Here is a 20,993-nt window from a genome sequence, read left to right as displayed (position 1 = left end):
CGTTCTGTTTTTATGCTATCATAAAAGGAGGAAAACAAAGTGAAAATTTTTAAGGGAGAGTTTTATCGAATCTCTGTATTAACAGACAAGCTAGTAAGGCTAGAATACTCTCAAACTGGAAGTTTTGAGGATAGAACGACACAACTTATCTATAATAGAGATTTTGGCCAAGTTTCGTTAGATTATATCGAGACATCAAACGTACTAGATATTATGACGGACTATTTTCATCTGCACTTTAATAAAGGAGAATTTAACGCCGAAAATTTATTTATAGAATTAAAAGGAAATTTTGCCGTATATGGTAGTCGATGGTATTTTGGTGAATCTATTGAAACGTTAAAAGGAACAGCTCGGACTCTGGATGAGGCAGATGGAGCAATCTCGTTAGAAGATGGAATTATTAGCCGAAATGGTATAGCCTTATTGGATGATTCTCAAGGATTTATTTGGGATGAACAGTCTGGTTATATTGAGAGAGAAAATCAAATTGACCTGTATTTCTTTGCCTATGGGCATGATTATAGAGGAGCAATCAGAGACTTTTACCATTTGACTGGTTCAACACCTTTGTTGCCAAGATATGCTTTAGGGAATTGGTGGAGTAGGTATTGGCCTTATACGTCGGATGAATACTTGGATTTAATAGATAGATTTGAAACAGAGAAAATTCCATTATCTATCGGTGTGTTAGATATGGATTGGCATATAACTGACATTCCAGCTCGTTTTGGAAGTGGCTGGACAGGATATAGTTGGAATAGAAACTTAATACCAAATCCAGAACAGTTATTGCAACAACTTCATGATAGAAAGTTAAAACTCTCCTTAAATGTCCATCCTGCTGATGGTATACGGGCTTATGAAGAAGCTTATCCTCGAGTCGCCAAACGATTGGGGTTAAATGTAGAACTAGAAGAACCTGCTATTTTTGATTTTTTTAATCCATCTTTTAGGGAATCCTACTTTAAAGATGTTCATTATGAGCTAGAAAAGCAGGGAGTAGATTTTTGGTGGATTGACTGGCAACAAGGGACTCAAGGCATATTGGATCCACTATGGCTTTTAAACCATTATCATTATCAGGATAGTTGTAAAAATGCAGAAGGTGGTTTGATTTTATCAAGGTATGCAGGTCCTGGTAGTTACCGCTACCCTGTTGGTTTTTCAGGGGACACTATTATTAGTTGGAATTCCTTAAGATTTCAACCTTATTTTACAGCGACAGCATCAAATATCGGTTATAGTTGGTGGAGCCATGATATCGGTGGGCACATGCTGGGGGATTATGACGGGGAGCTACAAACTAGATGGCTACAGTTTGGTGTTTTTAGTCCGATCACTCGATTACATAGTTCTAGAAGTCCCTTCAATAGTAAAGAACCTTGGTTTTTTTCAGAAACAACATCTAAGATTATGAAGAAATACCTTCGTTTGAGACATCAGATGATTCCATATCTATATACCATGAATGTAAAGACACATGAGGAAGGTGCCTCATTAATCAGCCCAATGTATTATTTCTACCCAGAGAATGATGAGAGTTATAATGTTCCAAATCAATACTTTTTTGGAACAGAACTGATGGTGGCTCCCATTGTAGAAAAGATGGATTTGGCATTCCAATCTGCAAAAGTAGATGTATGGTTCCCTGAAGGTGAATGGTATGACTTCTTTTCAGAGAAAAAATATACAGGTGGTGTGAAGTTGAGTGTTTATAGAGACATTTCGACGATACCTGTGTTCGCAAAAAGTGGTGCAATCATTCCCTTGGTTGGTTCTGAGATAGATATGGGTGTTGATTTACCTGAAGTTGTAGATTGGTATGTATTCCCAGGCAAACAACATTCTTTTGAAATGCTTGAAGATCAAAATGGTCAAAGATATAAAACAAGATTATCAATCGATTGGGAAATGGGGATGGTAGAGTTAACATTACAAGGAGATTCTAGTATCGTTCCAAGTAATAGAAGGCATAGAATTCATTTTAAAGGAACGAATGTGCCTATAATTGAATTGCCAAATAAGAATGATACAGCTAGATTTGAATGGAAAGATCATAAAAGGACATCCCTAAATGATGAAGTTTTTAGACTACTAAAAATGGCTTCTCTTCCATATGAATTAAAAGATAGAGTGTTAAATCAATTCATCAATGCCAAAAATTCTCATGACTTAATGAATATCTTGCATCATCAGGATAAGGAATTGAGAGGGCGTTTGTTGGAAATAATATTTACTAGCGAAAACTAATTGAGATAATTAGAAAGTTATTTGTTTAGTGTATATGAAGCTTCGGTATGGTATTTGTTATCATTGGTCACATTGAAAATGTGAAATAAGTAGCTACAACATAGACTTTACAACACTTCATGTTTCATATCATGGGGTGTTTTTCTATTTAAGTCAAAGCCAATCAAAAAATCTCACTATTCATCAGGCTAAAAGAAACCTAATCATAGTGAGATTGTGAATTATAGTAATTTTTGTATCGCCTCTTCAATTTGTTTTGGGTCTGTTTTTGAAGAGAAGCGCTCAAAGACCTGCCCATCACGACCGATGAGAAATTTAGAGAAATTCCATTCGATTCGTTTTCCTAGTGGGCCAGATTTTTGTTCTTTCAACCAAACATAGAGGGGATCTGCCTCCTTACCGTTGACCTTGATCTTGGCAAAACGTGGGAAAGTGGTTTGATAGTGTAGGCTACAGAAGGCGTTGATTTCCTCTGCGCTACCTGGTGCTTGTCCCATAAACTGATTGCAAGGGAAGTCTAAAATCTCAAAACCTTGTTCTTGATAGCGATCATAGAGTTCTTGAAGTCCTTGGTACTGGGGCGTTAAACCACATCCAGTAGCAGTGTTGACAACCAAGAGAACTTCTCCACGATAGGCATCTAGTGGGGTTTCTTGATGGTCTTGGTTTAAGACTGAAAAATCGTATAGTGAAGTCATTGATTGCTTTTCTCCTTCTGTTTGGTATTTTTAGGAGTTTTCTCCTCTTGTAGTGATAGAAATCCGTAGGTCAGGGTTCCGAAAATACTACCGATAATCAGGCCATACATCAGGAAAGGAACACTTTTATCGAATTGCATGAGCAACTTCGCAAAATCTGAAAGGGACATCTGCTGAACGAATACTTTATGAAAGATGAGTAGGGTAAAGAGGCCAATCTGAATACCGATAAACACAATCCAACTTCGGAATTTGATTTGGGCTTTGCTGTAGGTTTTGAGGATGATTTCTGACTTGTCATCTTTTTCCAGCTGGAGTTCTTTGACGGCTCTCTGAGTTTTTAAGGTAATGAAAAAAATGAGTCCAAAATAGATGTAGGGTATAACATTTCGAACAATTTCGATAAAGCTTCCGAACAAAATATAGAATAGGAAGAGAATGAAGGAAGAGTAAAAGATTTGGATCATGGAACGGGCGCAAGCCTTGTAGATAACCTCTTGACGGCATTCATCAAAAGGCCCTTGGATATGAAAGAAATTTCGAAGTAGGCGAGTGGTGAAGTCTTCTTTGTTCATGCTAATAACCTCCTAAATGAGCAGTTTTACTGATTTTCTTTTACGAATTGATAGAGATAATAAAGATAAGTGATAGAAGAAATGCTAGCGATAGTCAGCAGTAAATAATATTTCCAATTGCCTGAGACGAGCATCAGTTGTGGCAAAGATAGAATCATAAAGCATAGTGCTAAGTTGAGTATGCGCGTTTTTGGGGAGTCAATCTTTAGATAAGTCAGTCCTTTGTTGAGGGCTGGAATAAAGACTAGAAGGAGGAATATCTCTCTGATTGGTAAGTCCCCTGAAATGATGATGAAGATGAGCAGAGAACTGAACAAAAGATGATAGGTAAGTAAAGTTACTAGTGATTTCATAAGTCACCTCTTAATCCTGGTCTTTTTTAGCTTTTGCAATGCGAAGTGAGTCGACAATATGTATCATCACTCCGAAAAAGAAAGCTCCCAGTATAGTTTTAAAAATATGTTTTGTATTTAGAAGAGAACTGATAAAATTTGGATTTTCACTTGTTAGGGTATCAATGAGTGGAATTATAAAAAATATCACTGTTCCATAAATCGAACCTGCTTTCAGACCAGGATAACGTAACTGTTTCTTTTCTTTTTTCATGAGTTTCCTCCTAATCCTCATCTTGATCTTTCTTAGTTTTTGCAATGCGACGGGAGATGATAATTTGTATAATCACTCCGAAGAAGAAAGACTGGAGAATACTAGAAAAAATATTTTTAAAAGCAAGAAGTGACTGAAGATAGTCCTGACTCTCACCTAGCAGTATATGGAGAAGAGGGGTTGTAAAAAAACTCATTAATCCATAGAGTAGACCTGCTTTCAGACCAGGGTAGTGTAGTTGCTTGCTTTCTTTCTCGCTCAGCATATCTGGATCAATAGCTGTAATCCCTGTTTTTTTGGTTTGGGAGAGCACATAGAGAGCAGAAATCATCGAAATGCCGAATACCACAAGAGGATAGCCGATAGCGACAATTTGTGGGTATTTATAAGCGAGGACAAAGGGGATGAGATTTCCAAATGTCATCAGATAAAAGAGGATGATAAAGACTTGATTGCCGATACGATCAGCCTCACGTCGTTTGTGTTCATCAAGTGGTCCTGAAATGCCATAAATGCGTTTGATCAGTTTTTCCGTGAAGGTTTCTTTTTTCATAAGTTTGCTCCTTTTTTAAAAATTATCCTCCCAAAAGAGACTGTTGAGGTCAGTTTGGAGGCTGCGGGCGAGATTGAGACAGAGTTCCAAGGTTGGATTGTACTTGTCGTTTTCAATCATATTGATGGTCTGTCTCGAGACACCGATATCCTTGGCTAGTTCTAGCTGGGAAATGCCCAGTTCCTTGCGAAATTCTTTCACACGATTCATCTGGTCTCCTTTCTGATTTATGTCGTATATATTTGACTATATTATATTCTTTTAAATATAAAGTGTCAAGTATTTTTGACATATTTTTTGAAGAAATAGTAGTCTCCTTGTCCGATTATCACATTAAAATGAAAGCTCTTCTAGGCATAAGAAAACACCTCTGAGTTATACTTGTTGTTCAACCACAAACACAAGAAAGGCACAGAGATGCAAAACCATTATACTACAAAAGCCAAACATTTGACAATCGATAACCGTCGCTTAATCGAACGATGGAAAAAGGAAGGGAAATCAAATAGAGAAATTGCCTTTCTGCTTGGAAAAGTTCCTCAAACTATCCACACTGAAATCAAGCGTGGGACAGTCCGACAATGTCTTGGAAAAGGGTGCTTCAAAGAGGTTTATTCTGCCGACTATGCTCAACAGTCTTATGAAAACAATCGCAAGCGCTCGGTCAAGAAATCAAGCTTGACCAAGGAACTAAAGGAAAAGATTCTCCACTATCATAACCAAAAATTTTCGCTTGATAAGAAACAGGCTAGCACCAACTTTAAACCTGCTGGTCAATCCATCGAACAGCGGCCTGAAGCTATAAATCTTCGCTTGGAGAATGGGCATTATGTAGCACAATTAAAATGTGCCGCAATTTCCCGTAAAAAAGCATCTGGATAAGCCTCTACAAAGGATTTCAATTCCTCTAAAGGAATCTTTCGGTTTTTGACGACTCGCTTTTTCCTCTCTAAGTGTCCTTGTTCACGTAAGTTCTTTTCCCACGTGAAGAGAGTTCTGACGCCAACATCAAAAACCTTGGCTGCCTCGACATGGCTGTGCCCCCTCTTTGATGTAATCTAATGCTCGCTGTTTAAAATCTGTACTAAAGGAAAGAAAACAAAGAAACGAGCCTGTGTCGAACTCAATCTTTCTGAAAGACAAATCAACGCCCTTCAACTACTCTACTCCAACGCTAAATTGGAAGCAACGAATAATCTCATTAAACTCATCAAACGCAATGTCTTTGGTTTTCGGAACTTTGAAAACTTCAAAAAACGGATTTTCATCGCTCTGAACATCAGTCATAACCACCCGTGAAAACGGGTGGCTTGTACACCGGCTATAAGCCGTTTCTCTCCAGCGGCGTCTAAAGACGCTCGCTGAACTTCGTTCAGGTCGTGCTATATTACTTGACTAATGCCCGTCACAACGGGCTTTTACCTTGTTCTAAATCCGCCATCAGAAAACGGATCTTCATATTCTTTTACACTCAGCTTATCGAGTGCAATGTCATTCTTTTCCTGCTCGCGAATATATTTAGCTACGGTCTTTTCGTTTAGTCCAACGGTACTTACATAGTATCCCCTAGCCCAGAACTTTCGATTTCCATACTTATATTTTAAATTAGCGTGCTTATCAAATATCATCAATGCACTTTTGCTCTTGAGATACCCCATAAAATCGGAAATCGAAAGTTTGGGAGGTATCAATACAAGCAGGTGTACATGGTCTGGCATCATATGACCTTCGATAATCTCCACGCCACGACAACCGCATAGATGTTTAATAATATCTATCAAATCCGACCTGACTTTGTAATATATCGCCTTACGGCGATACTTAGGTGTAAAAACTATATGATATTTGCACATCCATTTAGTATGTGATAAACTGTAACTGGTTTTAGCCATTTATTTTTCCTCCTTTATCTAACCTGAACAATTAGATTATACTTGGAAAAATAAATGGAAGCTAGAAGCCTTGTCAGCCACCAGCATAGCTGGTGGTTTTCTTGTTTTTCTCTACGAGAAAAACTGGCTTGAAGCCATAAAAAAAGAAAGGACAAAATTTGTCCTTTCTAGATCTTAGCTGACTTCAACACTCTACAGTTGACCAAGAGCCCCTTTTTTACTATCCACTGTAGGGTAAGTATATCCAGCTAATGTGTAGATTACCCTAGTTCTTTTTAATTGATAAAAAATTGTGTATGTAAAAGCGATTGAGAATCAAATAGAATCATTTACTTAAGCTTCTTCATCATCTTTTTTCTTTTTAGAAAAGAGTAAACCTACTGCTCCAAAGATTGATAGAAGTCCTAGAGCAGCTGTAGTATTATCTGATCGTATACCAGTATTAGGCAACATTGCTCTCGTTTGATACGATGTAGGCTGAGTTCCTGCTACTATATCTGATACATTCAAGGCTGCCGCTGCTAAAGATAAAGGCTTATGGTATTACTTAAACGAATCAGGTTCAATGGCTACTGGTTGGGTTAAAGACAAAGGATCATGGTATTATCTTGATACTGCTGGAGCTATGAAGACAGGTTGGTTTACAGTTTCTGGTAAATGGTACTATACCTATAATTCAGGAGATTTATTAGTAAACACCACTACACCCGATGGCTATCGAGTCAATGCTAACGGTGAGTGGGTAGGATAGGTATCCATTAGCTAAATCTAATCATTCTGAACTAAAAAATCTTCTTACATATGTAGGAAGATTTTTTGGATTCTCAAAACTAGTTTAAAAGACTACGCTATTTAAACCAATTTTGAGAATGGATATATAAGGATATTCAGAAATCTAGTTGGTCAACTTTTGTATTTTGAATATACCTTAGATGGTGACGATGTCTTGGTATATCTGATACTCACTTACATATTCTAACTTATTTTAACTAAGATAAAACTGTAGTGGTGAATTTGCTACAAATAGTGTAGAGGCGTTATTTGAAAAATATACAAAAAAGGAACTCCAATTTACATTTGAGTTCCTCTTACTTTTAATTGTCCGAATCAATATTCTTATTTCAAAAAAAGGTAGTGATTCGGCTGATTTTTATTGCAATGTAGTGAAATTTGAAATTTCAAGAATCGCTTTAAATCAAGGTTTCTACCGTATATTGACGTGTAGTGAATCCCTATTTCACTTCTGTAAAACTAAATAAGGTAAACTTTTGATATTCTGGTTCGATTTTAGCTTATTTTTAATGAAAATTTACCTTATTTTGATGAAATTGATTGAAATTAGTTGAAATTTTATTTTTAGAGACTCCATGAAAACGTTGATTTTAAAGCACTTTGAAATTAGATGAAATAAGTGGTGCCCCAACCAGGTCTTAAGAAAGCTCGTAAAGCATCACAATTTAGTAAACGTTAATTCGAAAGAATTACTATACTTATACAGAGCACCTTTCGGGGTGTTCTTTTTTTATACTTTCTTACTAAATTGGTGCAATTGACACAGTTGTTGCGACTTTATACTCTTCGAAAATCTTTTCAAACCACGTCAGCTCTATCTGCAACCTCAAAACAGTGTTTTGAGCAACCTGCGGCTAGCTTCCTAGTTTGCTCTTTGATTTTCATTGAGTAGTAGTCTCTCATGTTTGTTTAGCGTCTAAAAGAGACATTTGAGAAGATTGAAAACAGTTCTCTCTTTTCTCCTAGTATAATGATTGGTAGGAAGGGAGAGAAAAGATGAAAACAATGAGAATCTTATTTTTGTTAGCTTTAATTCAAATCAGTTTGAGTAGCTGTTTTCTATGGAAGGAATGCATCTTGTCCTTTAAACAAAGTACAGCTTTTTTCATCGGAAGTATGGTCTTCGTTTCAGGAATCTGTGCTGGAGTAAATTATCTTTATACCCGTAAGCAAGAAGTCCATAGTGTCCTAGCCAGTAAGAAGTCAGTGAAGCTTTTTTACAGTATGTTACTCTTAATTAATTTATTAGGAGCTGTCCTTGTCTTGTCAGATAACTTGTTCATTAAAAATACGCTGCAGCAAGAATTAGTTGACTTTTTATTGCCATCCTTTTTCTTTCTATTTGGGCTAGATTTGCTGATTTTTTTACCCTTGAAAAAATACATGCGCGATTTTCTTGCTATGCTAGACAGAAAAAAGACAGTGTTGGTGACTATTTTAGCAACACTTCTCTTTTTAAGAAATCCAATGACCATTGTCTCTCTTCTGATGTATATTGGACTGGGTTTGTTTTTTGCAGCCTATCTTGTCCCAAATTCGGTCAAGAAGGAAGTTTCCTTTTATGGTCATATTTTCCGAGATCTTGTATTGGTCATTGCTACGCTCATTTTCTTTTAGAGAAAGCTTGTTTTTATGGATGTTATGATGGTAATACTCTTCGAAAATCTCTTCAAACTACGTCAGCGTCGCCTTGCCGTACTCAAGTACAGCCTGCGGCTAGCTTCCTAGTTTGCTCTTTGATTTTCATTGAGTATAAGTTTAGCAGGAAAATAGACACAAAAGAAAAGTTTTTGGTATAATAAGAGTATGTACACAAAAAATGAAGAAGAGCTACAAGCCTTAGGGGAGCGTTTGGGTCATCTATTAGCAAAGAATGATGTTTTAATCTTAACTGGAGAACTGGGTGCAGGTAAAACGACCTTTACTAAAGGACTTGCTAAAGGTTTACAGATTTCTCAAATGATTAAAAGTCCAACCTATACTATCGTAAGAGAGTATGAGGGGCGTCTTCCGCTTTTCCATTTAGATGTTTATCGTATTGAAGGAGATGCGGATTCTATCGACTTGGATGAGTTTCTCTTTGGTGGCGGAGTGACTGTCATCGAGTGGGGAAATCTCTTAGGAGATGCCTTGCCAGATACTTATTTAGAATTGGAAATTCTAAAAGAAGCAGATGGACGTCGTTTAAATTTTCAGGCAAAGGGTTTGCGTGCAGAAAAACTCTTAGAGGAGCTTCAACATGGAGTATGAATTGCTCATTAGGGAAGCAGAGCCTAAAGATGCAGCTGAATTAGTGGCCTTTTTAAATCGTGTAAGTTTGGAGACAGATTTTACCAGCTTAGACGGAGATGGTATTCTCTTGACCAGTGAGGAGATTGAAGTATTCCTCAACAAGCAAGCTAGTTCGGACAATCAGATAACCTTACTTGCATTCTTAAATGATAAAATTGCTGGTATTGTAAATATTACAGCTGACCAGCGCAAGAGAGTCCATCATATTGGAGATCTCTTCATTGTGATTGGCAAAAGATATTGGAATAATGGATTGGGAAGTTTGTTGCTAGAAGAAGCGATAGAGTGGGCACAAGCAAGTGGCATTCTGCGTCGTCTCCAGCTGACTGTCCAAACTCGTAATCAAGCAGCAGTTCATCTGTATCAAAAGCATGGCTTTGTAATTGAAGGTCGCCAAGAGCGTGGAGCATATATAGAAGAAGGGAAATTTATCGATGTTTACTTGATGGGTAAACTGATAGATTAGTAGAAATATGGTTAAAAAAATTATTGGAATGGTGCTAGCTTTACTTTCTGTAACTGTAGTAGGAGCAGGTATTTTTGCTTATACTATTTATCAACAAGGGACAGAAACCTTAGCTAAAACCTATAAAAAAATCGGCGAAGAAACCAAGGTTATTGAAGCGACTGAACCTTTGACCATTCTGTTAATGGGGGTTGACACCGGAAATGCTGAACGAACTGAAACTTGGGTCGGTAGAAGTGATAGCATGATCTTGATGACAGTGAATCCTAAAACGAAAAAAACAACGATGATGAGTTTAGAGCGGGATATTCTGACCCGCATTGAATCAGGGAATGGTCAGGTTCATGAAGCGAAACTGAATTCAGCATATGCAGATGGTGGAGCAGAGCTTGCTATAGAAACCATTCAAAAAATGATGAATATCCATATTGATCGCTATGTGATGGTCAATATGAAAGGGTTACAAAAACTAGTGGATGCAGTAGGTGGTATTACAGTCAATAATACCCTAGGTTTCCCAATTTCTATCAGTGACCAAGAAGAATTTAATACCATTTCTATTGGTGTTGGGGAGCAACATATTGGGGGAGAAGAAGCCCTAGTCTATGCACGAATGCGTTACCAAGATCCTGAGGGGGATTATGGTCGTCAAAAACGTCAACGTGAAGTTATTCAAAAAGTCATGGAAAAAGCTCTCAGTTTAAATAGCGTTGGTCATTATCAAGAGATTCTAAAAGCTTTGAGTGACAATATGCAGACCAATATTGATTTGTCTGCAAAAAGTATCCCTAACTTGCTAGGGTATAAAGATTCATTTAAAACCATTGAAACTCAGCAGTTGCAGGGTGAAGGAGAGATGCTTCAAGGTGTTTCTTACCAGATTGTTTCGAGAGCCCATATGTTGGAAATGCAAAATTTACTCCGACGTTCTTTGGGACAAGAAGAAGTCACTCAGCTTGAAACTAATGCGGTTTTATTTGAAGATTTATTTGGCAGAGCCCCTGTTGGTGATGAAGATAATTAACTTTTGATACAAATAAAAAATCAATCGTAGGAAAATTCCTGCGATTTTTTCAAAAAAATACGAATAGATAGGTAGGAGGAAACATGAAAGCAGAAATCATTGCTGTTGGAACAGAGATTTTGACAGGACAGATTGTCAATACCAATGCTCAGTTTTTGTCGGAAAAACTAGCAGAAATTGGGGTAGACGTATATTTTCAGACGGCTGTAGGAGACAATGAAGCTCGTCTCTTGTCTTTACTTGAGATTGCCAGTCAACGTAGCAGTCTGGTGATTTTGACAGGCGGTTTGGGACCAACTGAGGATGATTTGACCAAACAAACTCTAGCTAAATTTTTAGGGAAAGAATTAGTCTTCAATCCTCAGGCTCAGGAGAAGTTGGATATCTTTTTTGCCCAGAGACCAGACTATGCCCGAACACCGAATAACGAAAGACAAGCTCAAATTGTAGAAGGGGCGATTCCACTACCAAACGAAACAGGACTGGCTGTGGGAGGCATTTTGGAAGCCAATGGAGTGACCTACGTTGTCCTTCCAGGTCCACCAAGTGAATTAAAACCCATGGTCTTAAACCAACTTCTACCCAAGTTAATGACAGGGAGTAAGCTGTATTCCCGAGTTCTTCGTTTTTTTGGAATTGGCGAAAGTCAGTTGGTGACCATTTTGGCTGATTTGATTGACAATCAAACCGATCCGACCTTGGCACCTTATGCCAAGACAGGAGAGGTAACCTTGCGTCTGTCAACAAAGGCTAGCAGTCAAGAAGAGGCGAATCAAGTGCTGGATATTTTGGAAAATCAAATCTTGGATCGCCAGACCTTTGAAGATCTTTCTTTACGAGACCTTTGTTATGGTTATGGGGAAGAAACTAGTTTAGCCAGCATTGTGGTAGAAGAACTGAAAAAACAAGAGAAAACCATCACGGCTGCAGAGAGCTTGACGGCAGGTCTTTTCCAAGCTACCGTAGCGGATTTTTCTGGTGCTTCCAGTATATTTAAGGGTGGTTTTGTGACCTATAGCTTGGAGGAAAAATCAAACATGTTGGATATTCCTGTCAAGGATTTGGAAAAGCACGGTGTGGTGTCTGAATTTACAGCTCAGAAGATGGCTGAGCAGGCACGAAACAAGACCCAGTCTGATTTTGGCCTTAGTTTGACTGGAGTGGCAGGACCAGATAGCCTAGAAGGGCACCCAGCTGGGACAGTTTACATAGGATTGGCACAGGAGCAAGGAACTGAGGTTATCAAGGTGAATATTGGAGGCAGAAGTCGAGCAGATGTACGTCACATTGCGGTTATGCATGCCTTTAACCTAGTTCGCAAGGCTTTATTAAGTGACTAACTTTTGATATAATAGTAGATAGGTCTGAGGACCATTAGAATGTAGGAGAATAGAATGGCGAAAAAACCAAAAAATTAGATGAAATTTCAAAAAAATTCGGGGCTGAACGTGAAAAGGCCTTGAATGACGCTCTTAAACTGATTGAGAAAGACTTTGGTAAAGGATCAATCATGCGTTTGGGTGAACGTGCCGAGCAAAAGGTGCAAGTGATGAGCTCAGGTTCTTTGGCTCTTGACATTGCCCTTGGTTCAGGTGGTTATCCTAAGGGACGTATCATTGAAATCTATGGGCCAGAGTCATCTGGTAAGACAACGGTTGCTCTTCATGCAGTTGCGCAAGCGCAAAAAGAAGGTGGGATTGCAGCCTTTATCGATGCGGAGCATGCCCTTGACCCAGCTTATGCTGCGGCCCTTGGGGTCAACATTGATGAATTGCTCTTGTCACAACCAGACTCAGGAGAGCAAGGTCTTGAGATTGCAGGAAAATTGATTGATTCAGGTGCTGTAGATCTTGTCGTGGTTGACTCGGTTGCTGCCCTTGTCCCTCGTGCGGAAATTGATGGAGATATCGGAGATAACCACGTTGGTTTGCAGGCTCGTATGATGAGCCAGGCTATGCGTAAGCTCGGTGCTTCTATCAATAAAACCAAAACAATTGCCATCTTTATCAACCAATTGCGTGAAAAAGTTGGGGTCATGTTTGGAAATCCAGAAACAACTCCTGGTGGACGTGCTCTGAAATTCTATGCTTCAGTCCGATTGGATGTTCGTGGTAATACACAAATTAAGGGAACTGGTGACCAAAAAGAAACCAATGTCGGTAAAGAAACTAAGATTAAGGTTGTAAAAAATAAGGTAGCTCCACCGTTTAAGGAAGCCGTAGTTGAAATTATGTACGGAGAAGGAATTTCTAAGACTGGTGAACTCTTGAAGATTGCAAGCGACTTGGATATTATCAAAAAAGCAGGAGCTTGGTATTCTTACAAAGATGAAAAAATTGGGCAAGGTTCTGAGAATGCTAAGAAATACTTGGCAGAGCACCCAGAAATCTTTGATGAAATTGATAAGCAAGTCCGTTCTAAATTTGGCTTGATTGATGGAGAAGAAGCTTCAGAACAAGATACTGAAAACAAAAAAGATGAGCCAAAGAAAGAAGAAGCCGTGAATGAAGAAGTTACGCTTGACCTAGGCGATGAACTTGAAATCGAAATTGAAGAATAAGCTTTTAAAGTAGTGGAGAAATCCACTGCTTTTTCGTTGTCTTTTTCTGGTTTTCAGCTCACGCATAGTTTGCTGTTTCTTGTTGCTCCTCTAGAAAGCTGATATAATAGCCTTATGAATAAAAAACGAACAGTGGATCTGATACATGGTCCGATTCTTCCTTCGCTTTTGAGTTTTGCCTTCCCAATCTTGCTATCAAATATTTTTCAACAGCTCTATAACACTGCTGATGTCTTGATTGTTGGACGTTTTCTTGGACAAGACTCCTTGGCTGCAGTAGGGGCGACGACAGCGATTTTTGACCTGATTGTAGGTTTTACTCTTGGTGTTGGCAATGGCATGGGAATTGTCATTGCCCGCTATTATGGGGCTCGGAATTTCACTAAAATCAAGGAAGCAGTAGCAGCTACCTGGATTTTAGGTGCTCTTTTGAGTGTTGTAGTGATGCTGCTGGGCTTTCTTGGTTTGTATCCTCTCTTGCAATACCTAGATACCCCTGCAGAAATTCTTCCCCAGTCCTATCAATATATTTCTATGATTGTGACCTGTGTTGGTGTCAGTTTTGCTTATAATCTCTTTGCAGGCTTGTTGCGGTCTATTGGTGACAGTCTAGCAGCGCTTGGTTTTCTGATTTTCTCTGCTCTGGTTAATGTGGTTTTGGATCTCTATTTTATTACGCAACTGCAACTGGGGGTTCAATCTGCGGGACTTGCTACCATCATTTCGCAAGGTTTATCAGCGGTTCTTTGCTTTTATTATATCCGTAAGAGTGTGCCAGAACTTTTGCCTCAGCGCAAGCATTTCAAATGGGACAAGGCCTTGTATGCGGATCTTTTGGAGCAAGGTTTGGCTATGGGCTTGATGAGTTCAATTGTATCTATAGGCAGTGTGATTTTACAGTCTTCTGTTAATACCTTTGGTGCAGTGATTATTAGTGCCCAGACGGCAGCTCGACGCATTATGGCCTTTGCCCTTCTTCCCATGACCGCTATCTCTGCCTCGATGACGACCTTTGCTTCTCAGAATTTAGGTGCTAAGCGCCCAGACCGCATTGTTCAAGGTCTTCGAATCGGTAGTCTTCTAAGTATATTCTGGGCAGTTTTTGTTTGTATCTTCCTCTTTTTTGCCAGTCCTACCTTGGTTTCCTTCTTGGCCAGTTCGATGGATAGCTATTTGGTAGAAAATGGAAGTCTCTACCTGCAAATTAGTTCAGCCTTCTATCCTATTTTGAGTCTCTTGTTGATTTATCGTAATTGTTTGCAGGGCTTGGGGCAAAAGATCCTTCCTCTGGTTTCCAGCTTTATTGAACTAATCGGGAAAATCGCTTTTGTGGTCATGATTATCCCTTGGGCAGGCTATAGAGGAGTTATTCTTTGTGAACCCCTTATCTGGGTTGCCATGACAGTTCAACTGTACTTTTCGCTTTTCCGTCACCCCTTGATAAAAGAAGGGAAGGCCATCTTGGCAACAAAAGTGTCATCCTAGCTTGATTTACTGAATAAAATCTATTTCCTCTAGTGAAAATCGAAAAAACTTGTGCTGTCATCTTTAGTTTGGTCTTGAAAATAGTTTAATATACTTTTGACTTCTTTTATATGATATAATAAAGTATAGTATTTATGAAAAGGACATATAGAGACTGTAAAAATATACTTTTGAAAAGCTTTTTAGTCTGGGGTGTTATTGTAGATAGAATGCAAACCTTATCAGTCCTATTTACAGTGTCAAAATAGTGCGTTTTGAAGTTCTATCTACAAGCCTAATCGTGACTAGGATTGTCTTCTTTGTAAGGTAGAAATAAAGGAGTTTCTAGCTCTGGATTGTAAAAAATAAGTTGTTTTAATTGATAAGGAGTAGAATATGGAAATTGATGTGAGTAAATTAAGAACAGATTTGCCTCAAGTCGGGGTGCAACCATATAGGCAAGTCCATGCCCATTCCACAGGCAACCGCAACTCAACGGTGCAAAATGAGGCTGACTACCATTACAGAAAAGATCCTGAATTGGGCTTCTTTTCTCACGTAGTCGGTAATGGTCGTATTATGCAGGTAGGACCTGTTGATAATGGTGCCTGGGACGTTGGGGGCGGTTGGAATGCAGAAGGTTATGCACAAGTTGAACTGATTGAAAGCCATGAATCAAAAGAAGAGTTTCTGATTGACTATCGTCTCTATATCGAACTCTTGCGCAATCTAGCGGATGAAGCTGGTATACCGAAAACACTTGATACAGACGACTTGGCAGGTATCAAGACACACGAATATTGCACCAATAATCAACCTGACAACAACTCAGATCACATTGACCCCTATCCTTATCTTGCCAAATGGGGTATTAGCCGTGAGCAGTTTAAGCAGGATATTGAAAACGGCTTGACGATTGAAGCAGGATGGCAACAGAACGATACTGGCACCTGGTATGTACACTCAGACGGTTCTTATCCAAAAGATAAGTTTGAGAAAGTCAATGGTACCTGGTATTACTTTGACGGTTCAGGCTATATGCTTGCAGACCGCTGGAAGAAGCACATAGACGGGAACTGGTACTGGTTTGACCAGTCAGGCGAAATGGCTACAGGCTGGAAGAAAATCGCTGAGAAGTGGTACTATTTCGATAGAGAAGGTGCTATGAAAACAGGCTGGATCAAATACAAGGAGACTTGGTACTATCTTGATAGTCAAAATGGGGACATGGTTTCTAATGCCTTTGTCAAATCAAATGATGGCTGGTATTACCTTAAAGAAGATGGCACGATAGCAGACAGACCAGAATTTACAGTCGAGCCTGAAGGCTTGATAACAGTAAAATAATAATGGAATGTCTTTCAAATCAGAACAGCGCATATTATTAGATCTTGAAAAAGCTTAATAGTATGCGTTTTCTTGTGGAGATATTTCCTTCAATTTTTGTTACTATATTAAATAAAAATCAAAAAGCAAACTAGAAAGTTATGATCAAATAAAATCTAAATTTGACAATGTAAACCGATTGAAGCGTTTAAAGCGCAATTTATTACTGAACAAGAGGGCAATCATATCTGGAATAATATGCTTAAAAAGAGAAGAAAAATTGGTGCAAATTCATTTTCAGACTATCTTCGTGGAAGTGTTCATCAAAATAGACAAAAATAAATTTGGATAAATCGAACTTACTATTCAGGAGGAATATGAGCAATTCGAAGAAGAAAAGTGTCAAATTGAGCCTATAAGAGTAGAAATGACCTACATAGGGGATGAGAGAAAAGTTGTCCTTGAAGTTTCCCTGAACTATCAGTCGCATGTCAAACGATATGTAGGGTAATGTGAGAAGGGATAGCGAGTAGTTTTTGGTTATTTTATCAAAAAACTTGTATTTTATCATACTGAATGATAAAATACAAGAAAAATAGTAGAATAAAGGAAAGCTTTTCTAAAATGTGTATCTCCCCACAGGATTCGTTCTTGTGGGATTTTTTTCGTTAAAGAAAGCGATAAATATTGACTTTTTTAAAGAAAGATGTCATAATTAAGTTGGAAAAAACGTAAAAGTATCACTTTTCTCGTTATCCCGACTCCCAAAACGTCGTTAAACCGCTCGGCAATCCATGGAGACATGGACACATAGTAGTAAGCACGCTATGTGGCTTGGCAGAGCTAAAAACTGTTCCCTTGCGATAAGCCTAATAAGCACAACATAGGGAGTTAGAGAAGCCGACTCTAATCATCCACTTTGGGCAGTAGTGAGAACTGCCCCGTGCTTTTTTTATTTTGAGAAAATATGGAGTTTGTCGTTGAAATTACTTGATTGTATTTTAGATTATCAAGAGAAATTCGATGGAAAAACATGTCAAGTATCAACGAATTATAAGCATTTAGAGACTTTCGAAGTAGATTTTTGCTTGACTGATTTACATCACTTATTTGGCTTGCACAAAATCACACGAGATTATGCTAGTCAAACAATACCTGCTATTCAAGCTGGTGTTTTTATTTTGGAAGAATATAAAAATAATCCCATGTACAACGATGTTATAGAAAGGATATCTTTGTATAGTTTTATCGGTGATATCTTCTATTCTAAGATAACAAGTTGTTGTATCCTAGCCAAAGATTTATCTAAAAACACTATGAAGTTGGACGTCATATTTTTTGAAGATAGAAACAAAAGATCCGCAATTTTAGGTTTACGAAGAGATAAAAGTGGAGTGTTTAAACCGGTTACTCTACATTTTACAAGCGCTAAGAAATATGCTAAAGTTCGTAAAACAGATGTGAAAGAAATTAAATGGTTATAAAAAACTTTTCGCAGGCTTCGGCTTGCGTTTTTTTTGTTTGATAAAATTAAAAAAATGTGCAAAAATAAGTAGAATTGAAAACAGGAAAAAACACCTCCTTTCGATTCGCCAAGCCTCTTCGCAAGGCAATGAGGGGGCGGAGAGACGCGCTCGTCAACAGAAGTATCTCATTGGAAATGTTGCTCACTTTTTTAGTGAGCTTTTTATTTAAGGAATAGGAATGAAAAGTAAGAAGTTAAAATTATACTCAATGAAAATCTCTTCAAACCACATCAGCGTCGCCTTGCAGTCTGTATTTTACTGACCAAGCTATGATGATGGACTTAAATAGGTGGTTTGGAGCGTCCTAGTGGCTAGGAAATGCTGATCATAGTCCTTTGATGAGGATAGGGTGTAACACTCGACTGTTGACCTAATTGATAGGAAGAGAATTACTATAAAATACTCAGCCTTCTATCATATATTTCGAAATGTTTGTGTAATCAAAATGTAATAATATTGTAACATTGGCACAGAGGATGTTGAGCATATATAAATGTAGTATAACTCTTGTATCTTTGTTGAAAAATAAGCTGTATTAAAAGACTTTATATGTCTGTGCATATATATATATATATAATGTCTACTTTTTTCTTGCATTTCCTGACTCTATCTTGTCAGCGAGGGGGTTGATTTGTATGTCAGAAGTGTTAGTATATAGTATATATTATCGTCTATCGGCTTTTTGCGCGCTTTCTAAGCTTGAGAAAGCACTTAGACGAGGAAAGGATTTACTTATGTTCAAGAAAAAGAATGATGGTAATGGAGAGAAAATTTTCCGTTATTCCATTCGTAAATACCATTTTGGGGCTGCTAGCGTTGCGGTTGCGGCTCTGATGTTCTTTGCAAATGGGGTGCAAGCGCAGGCACCTGCAGTATCTTCGGCAACAGCCAGTGATGTAGTTGCTGGATCTGCTGGAAATTCAGATGGGGAAGAGCCAGAGAAGGTCTCTCAGACTGAACCGTCGGCTGAGCTCCAGTCTACAGGGGAGTCAAACTCTCCAGAGACTAAAGCCGAGGATGCTAGTAAGGGGCAGGAAACAGCTGACCTTGCTCCTACCAAACCAGAGACGAAACCAGCAGCTCAAGAAACTTCTCAAGGAGGAGCAGTAAAAGAGCAAGACCAGCCCACATCTGCCACTAAAACGACAGAAGCTAAATCACTCCAAGGCAATCTGCAAGCTTTGTTGGAAAAACTAACTCTTAGCTCCATGAAAGCGCTCCACGATGAAGTGGAAGCAGGTCTAGCAGCAGCTAAGGCTGTCTTAGAAAATCCAAAAGCGACGCAAGCGCAAGTTGATGAGCAAGTAAGACTGATGGAAGACCTAATTCGTCGTGTTAATCAAGTCTTGGAGCCATCGCAACCAAAATTGACAGACTTGGGAGAAGCAGGTTCGACAAATAATAAGCTTGTCGAACCAAACGGAACTGCAACTGAGCAAGCAACTGGTGGAAAGCGTCGTAAAAGAGGGGGAGTGAGTCAAGCTACACCAGCTGTAGACCAGACTAGCCCAGAAACTGGAGGCAACTCAGAAAAAACTGAATCTAGTGAAAAGCCTAGTCGACAAGAACTTCCAACCTATAGCAATCAGGGTGATGGAGCCTATAAACTAAAAGATGAGTTGGAATTTATCTATAAACAACTTCGAAAAGAGGGGGCTGAAGAAAGTAAAATCCAAGCAGCAAAAGCAGCAGCTGATAAGTTCAATGAAGCTTTTTCTAAGGGTGATACCATCAGCCAAGATGCTTTTGATGCTGCCCTGGTAGATCTTAAAAAATCTCGAGACCTTATCGAAGGAGTGCTGGAAAGCAAATACGGAGAAGATGCTACAACTAGAAGGGTAAATATCGAACCACGTGATGGTGGCTACTCTGCCTTTCGTAATGCTGGAAGGTTTGCAAGGGCGGCAAGAGCCGGCGAAAACTACTCTGAGGACTATCTAACAGCTAGAGAAAGTTACTTTGAGATGACGGGCGAAAAGGGGCATTCTCCTTACGATAAGTACACCTATGTATTCTTCTCAGACAGAGTTCCGAGGGATAATTCTACTAAATTTATTAAAGAGGGATATAAGTATCTAAACGTCACAGTAAAACCTACTAATAACGGTTTTAAATGGACAATTGAAATCAACAAAGGTAATAATAGGACATTTCCAGGTCACACAGAAGTGTGGTTCACTGTCCCAAGCGGGCAAACTGTTAAAACGAATACTGTGGGAATCAGTTATAGTGAAAGTGGTGGGGGAACCTACGCTCCGTCTCAAGATGGTCCAGATTTGGTAGCAAAATTAAAGAATGCAAATATAGGACTCGGAGATGTAACAAAAGGAACTATTTCAAATAGTGGCTTACCTAGAAGACTTGGGCCTACGGTTTTTCCGCGTAGTAGTTTAGAAGAATTAGCCCGAGGAAGACGCTATGATGCTAATCCTTATGAAAGACAAGCTGAAAGTCAGGAAGCTCAAGCTATATCCAATGAAAAGCTAAATAATATTAAAAAAGATGCCAATGCATCGTTGTATTACTTCCAACTTCCTAACTCAAACCGGTCTTATACGCTAACCTTTGAAACTGAGGGAAATACTGATATTAGTAAACTAGACTATGCAGCAGGGCTGCGAGGACAATATGGCCGCGAAGTTTTCCTTTTGAACCAATGGCATTCCAGAACATATAAGGAAGCAAAAGATGATGCTAAGAATCAAATAGAGCAAGCTAAAAACCGTAAAAATGATAGTCTTACTAAGAATAGAAACCTTTCGTCTGTAGAGCGAGATGGTGCCACTGCAACAGTTAGTACCTATGCACGCCAAGCTACACGCGATATTGAAATTGCCGACAGCCTTATTAAGGTGGATGATGCCTTGCGCCGGGGGTTGGGAAATATCAACGGTGTGAATCCAACTTAAGCGCCCTAGATAAAATCCTTGAAAATCTTTCTGATCGTATTAACCAAAGAAACTCAT

The 20,993-nt window shown here is 38.7% G+C and carries 19 protein-coding genes and 4 pseudogenes; 14 read left to right on the top strand and 9 right to left on the bottom strand.

What is annotated here, in order from left to right; genetic code table 11:
- Positions 1-39: 39 nt before the first annotated feature.
- Positions 40-2,253: a glycoside hydrolase family 31 protein gene (locus SPPN_RS09790; protein ID WP_000688722.1), complete on the top strand. Its 2,214-nt coding sequence runs from the start codon at positions 40-42 to the stop codon at positions 2,251-2,253.
- A gap of 221 nt (positions 2,254-2,474) precedes the next feature.
- On the opposite strand, the gene SPPN_RS09785 is transcribed toward SPPN_RS09790, so the two are convergent.
- The 6 genes from SPPN_RS09785 to SPPN_RS09760 are packed head-to-tail and all read right to left on the bottom strand — an operon-like array spanning position 2,475 to position 4,895.
- A complete protein-coding gene (locus tag SPPN_RS09785; protein WP_000203037.1) occupies positions 2,475-2,951 on the bottom strand; it encodes a glutathione peroxidase in 477 nt (158 codons plus the stop codon).
- The gene (locus tag SPPN_RS09780) at positions 2,948-3,526 is read right to left on the bottom strand and encodes a DUF3278 domain-containing protein (RefSeq protein WP_001030849.1); all 579 of its coding nucleotides are present in this window, start codon (positions 3,524-3,526) and stop codon (positions 2,948-2,950) included. Before SPPN_RS09780 ends, SPPN_RS09785 begins: the two co-directional genes overlap by 4 nt.
- Positions 3,527-3,552: 26 nt before the next feature.
- Entirely contained in the window at positions 3,553-3,879 is a 327-nt protein-coding gene (locus SPPN_RS09775; protein ID WP_000839383.1) for a hypothetical protein, read from the bottom strand.
- Positions 3,880-3,889: 10 nt separating this feature from the next.
- Positions 3,890-4,132 carry a hypothetical protein gene (locus SPPN_RS09770; RefSeq protein ID WP_000711738.1) on the bottom strand — a complete coding sequence of 81 codons (243 nt, stop codon included), beginning with the start codon at positions 4,130-4,132 and terminating at the stop codon, positions 3,890-3,892.
- Between the two features lie 10 nt (positions 4,133-4,142).
- Positions 4,143-4,685 carry a DUF3278 domain-containing protein gene (locus tag SPPN_RS09765; protein WP_000712339.1) on the bottom strand — a complete coding sequence of 181 codons (543 nt, stop codon included), beginning with the start codon at positions 4,683-4,685 and terminating at the stop codon, positions 4,143-4,145.
- Positions 4,686-4,700: 15 nt separating this feature from the next.
- The gene (locus SPPN_RS09760; protein WP_001082471.1) at positions 4,701-4,895 is read right to left on the bottom strand and encodes a helix-turn-helix transcriptional regulator; all 195 of its coding nucleotides are present in this window, start codon (positions 4,893-4,895) and stop codon (positions 4,701-4,703) included.
- Positions 4,896-5,102: 207 nt separating this feature from the next.
- On the opposite strand from SPPN_RS09760, the pseudogene SPPN_RS09755 reads away from it, so the two are divergent.
- Positions 5,103-5,516 (top strand): annotated as a pseudogene (locus SPPN_RS09755) (helix-turn-helix domain-containing protein); the annotation flags it as partial.
- A gap of 2 nt (positions 5,517-5,518) precedes the next feature.
- Here SPPN_RS09755 and SPPN_RS12405 read toward each other — a convergent pair.
- Positions 5,519-5,813: pseudogene (locus SPPN_RS12405) on the bottom strand (IS630 transposase-related protein); the annotation flags it as partial.
- Positions 5,814-5,825: 12 nt separating this feature from the next.
- On the opposite strand from SPPN_RS12405, the pseudogene SPPN_RS09750 reads away from it, so the two are divergent.
- Positions 5,826-5,984: pseudogene (locus SPPN_RS09750) on the top strand (transposase); the annotation flags it as partial.
- Between the two features lie 119 nt (positions 5,985-6,103).
- Here SPPN_RS09750 and tnpA read toward each other — a convergent pair.
- A complete protein-coding gene (tnpA, locus tag SPPN_RS09745) occupies positions 6,104-6,577 on the bottom strand; it encodes an IS200/IS605 family transposase (RefSeq protein ID WP_001140801.1) in 474 nt (157 codons plus the stop codon).
- A gap of 333 nt (positions 6,578-6,910) precedes the next feature.
- Positions 6,911-7,087, bottom strand: a complete 177-nt coding sequence (locus tag SPPN_RS12400; RefSeq protein WP_080673665.1) for an LPXTG cell wall anchor domain-containing protein — start codon at positions 7,085-7,087, stop codon at positions 6,911-6,913.
- Positions 7,088-7,100: 13 nt separating this feature from the next.
- Here SPPN_RS12400 and SPPN_RS09740 point away from each other — a divergent pair.
- The 11 genes and pseudogenes from SPPN_RS09740 to SPPN_RS13260 all read left to right on the top strand — a co-directional run.
- A pseudogene (locus SPPN_RS09740) lies at positions 7,101-7,328 on the top strand (hypothetical protein); the annotation flags it as partial.
- A gap of 1,037 nt (positions 7,329-8,365) precedes the next feature.
- A complete protein-coding gene (locus SPPN_RS09735) occupies positions 8,366-8,986 on the top strand; it encodes a hypothetical protein (RefSeq protein ID WP_000855698.1) in 621 nt (206 codons plus the stop codon).
- Positions 8,987-9,175: 189 nt separating this feature from the next.
- Positions 9,176-9,619, top strand: a complete 444-nt coding sequence (tsaE, locus tag SPPN_RS09730) for a tRNA (adenosine(37)-N6)-threonylcarbamoyltransferase complex ATPase subunit type 1 TsaE (protein ID WP_000288231.1) — start codon at positions 9,176-9,178, stop codon at positions 9,617-9,619.
- Positions 9,609-10,127, top strand: coding sequence for a GNAT family N-acetyltransferase (locus SPPN_RS09725; RefSeq protein WP_000455532.1), 519 nt, complete (start codon positions 9,609-9,611; stop codon positions 10,125-10,127). Before tsaE ends, SPPN_RS09725 begins: the two co-directional genes overlap by 11 nt.
- 7 nt (positions 10,128-10,134) lie before the next feature.
- On the top strand, positions 10,135-11,151 hold the full coding sequence (gene lytR, locus SPPN_RS09720) for a glycopolymer--peptidoglycan transferase LytR (protein ID WP_000239276.1): 1,017 nt from the start codon (positions 10,135-10,137) through the stop codon (positions 11,149-11,151).
- Positions 11,152-11,234: 83 nt separating this feature from the next.
- Positions 11,235-12,491 carry a competence/damage-inducible protein A gene (locus SPPN_RS09715; RefSeq protein ID WP_000642693.1) on the top strand — a complete coding sequence of 419 codons (1,257 nt, stop codon included), beginning with the start codon at positions 11,235-11,237 and terminating at the stop codon, positions 12,489-12,491.
- 83 nt (positions 12,492-12,574) lie between these two features.
- Positions 12,575-13,711, top strand: a complete 1,137-nt coding sequence (gene recA / locus SPPN_RS09710) for a recombinase RecA (RefSeq protein WP_044012269.1) — start codon at positions 12,575-12,577, stop codon at positions 13,709-13,711.
- Positions 13,712-13,825: 114 nt separating this feature from the next.
- Positions 13,826-15,196 (top strand): MATE family efflux transporter, encoded by a 1,371-nt coding sequence (locus SPPN_RS09705; RefSeq protein ID WP_001036246.1) that lies wholly within the window; start codon positions 13,826-13,828, stop codon positions 15,194-15,196.
- A gap of 375 nt (positions 15,197-15,571) precedes the next feature.
- Positions 15,572-16,522 (top strand): N-acetylmuramoyl-L-alanine amidase family protein, encoded by a 951-nt coding sequence (locus tag SPPN_RS09700; protein ID WP_000401882.1) that lies wholly within the window; start codon positions 15,572-15,574, stop codon positions 16,520-16,522.
- A gap of 959 nt (positions 16,523-17,481) precedes the next feature.
- A complete protein-coding gene (locus SPPN_RS13265; RefSeq protein ID WP_000770308.1) occupies positions 17,482-17,985 on the top strand; it encodes a PBECR4 domain-containing protein in 504 nt (167 codons plus the stop codon).
- A gap of 776 nt (positions 17,986-18,761) precedes the next feature.
- Positions 18,762-20,936, top strand: a complete 2,175-nt coding sequence (locus SPPN_RS13260; protein WP_000473603.1) for a YSIRK-type signal peptide-containing protein — start codon at positions 18,762-18,764, stop codon at positions 20,934-20,936.
- The last annotated feature ends 57 nt before the right edge of the window (positions 20,937-20,993 follow it).

Origin of the sequence: Streptococcus pseudopneumoniae IS7493 (genome assembly GCF_000221985.1) — a bacterium.
GTDB classification, from domain to species: domain Bacteria; phylum Bacillota; class Bacilli; order Lactobacillales; family Streptococcaceae; genus Streptococcus; species Streptococcus pseudopneumoniae.
This window is presented reverse-complemented; position numbering and strand designations above follow the sequence as displayed.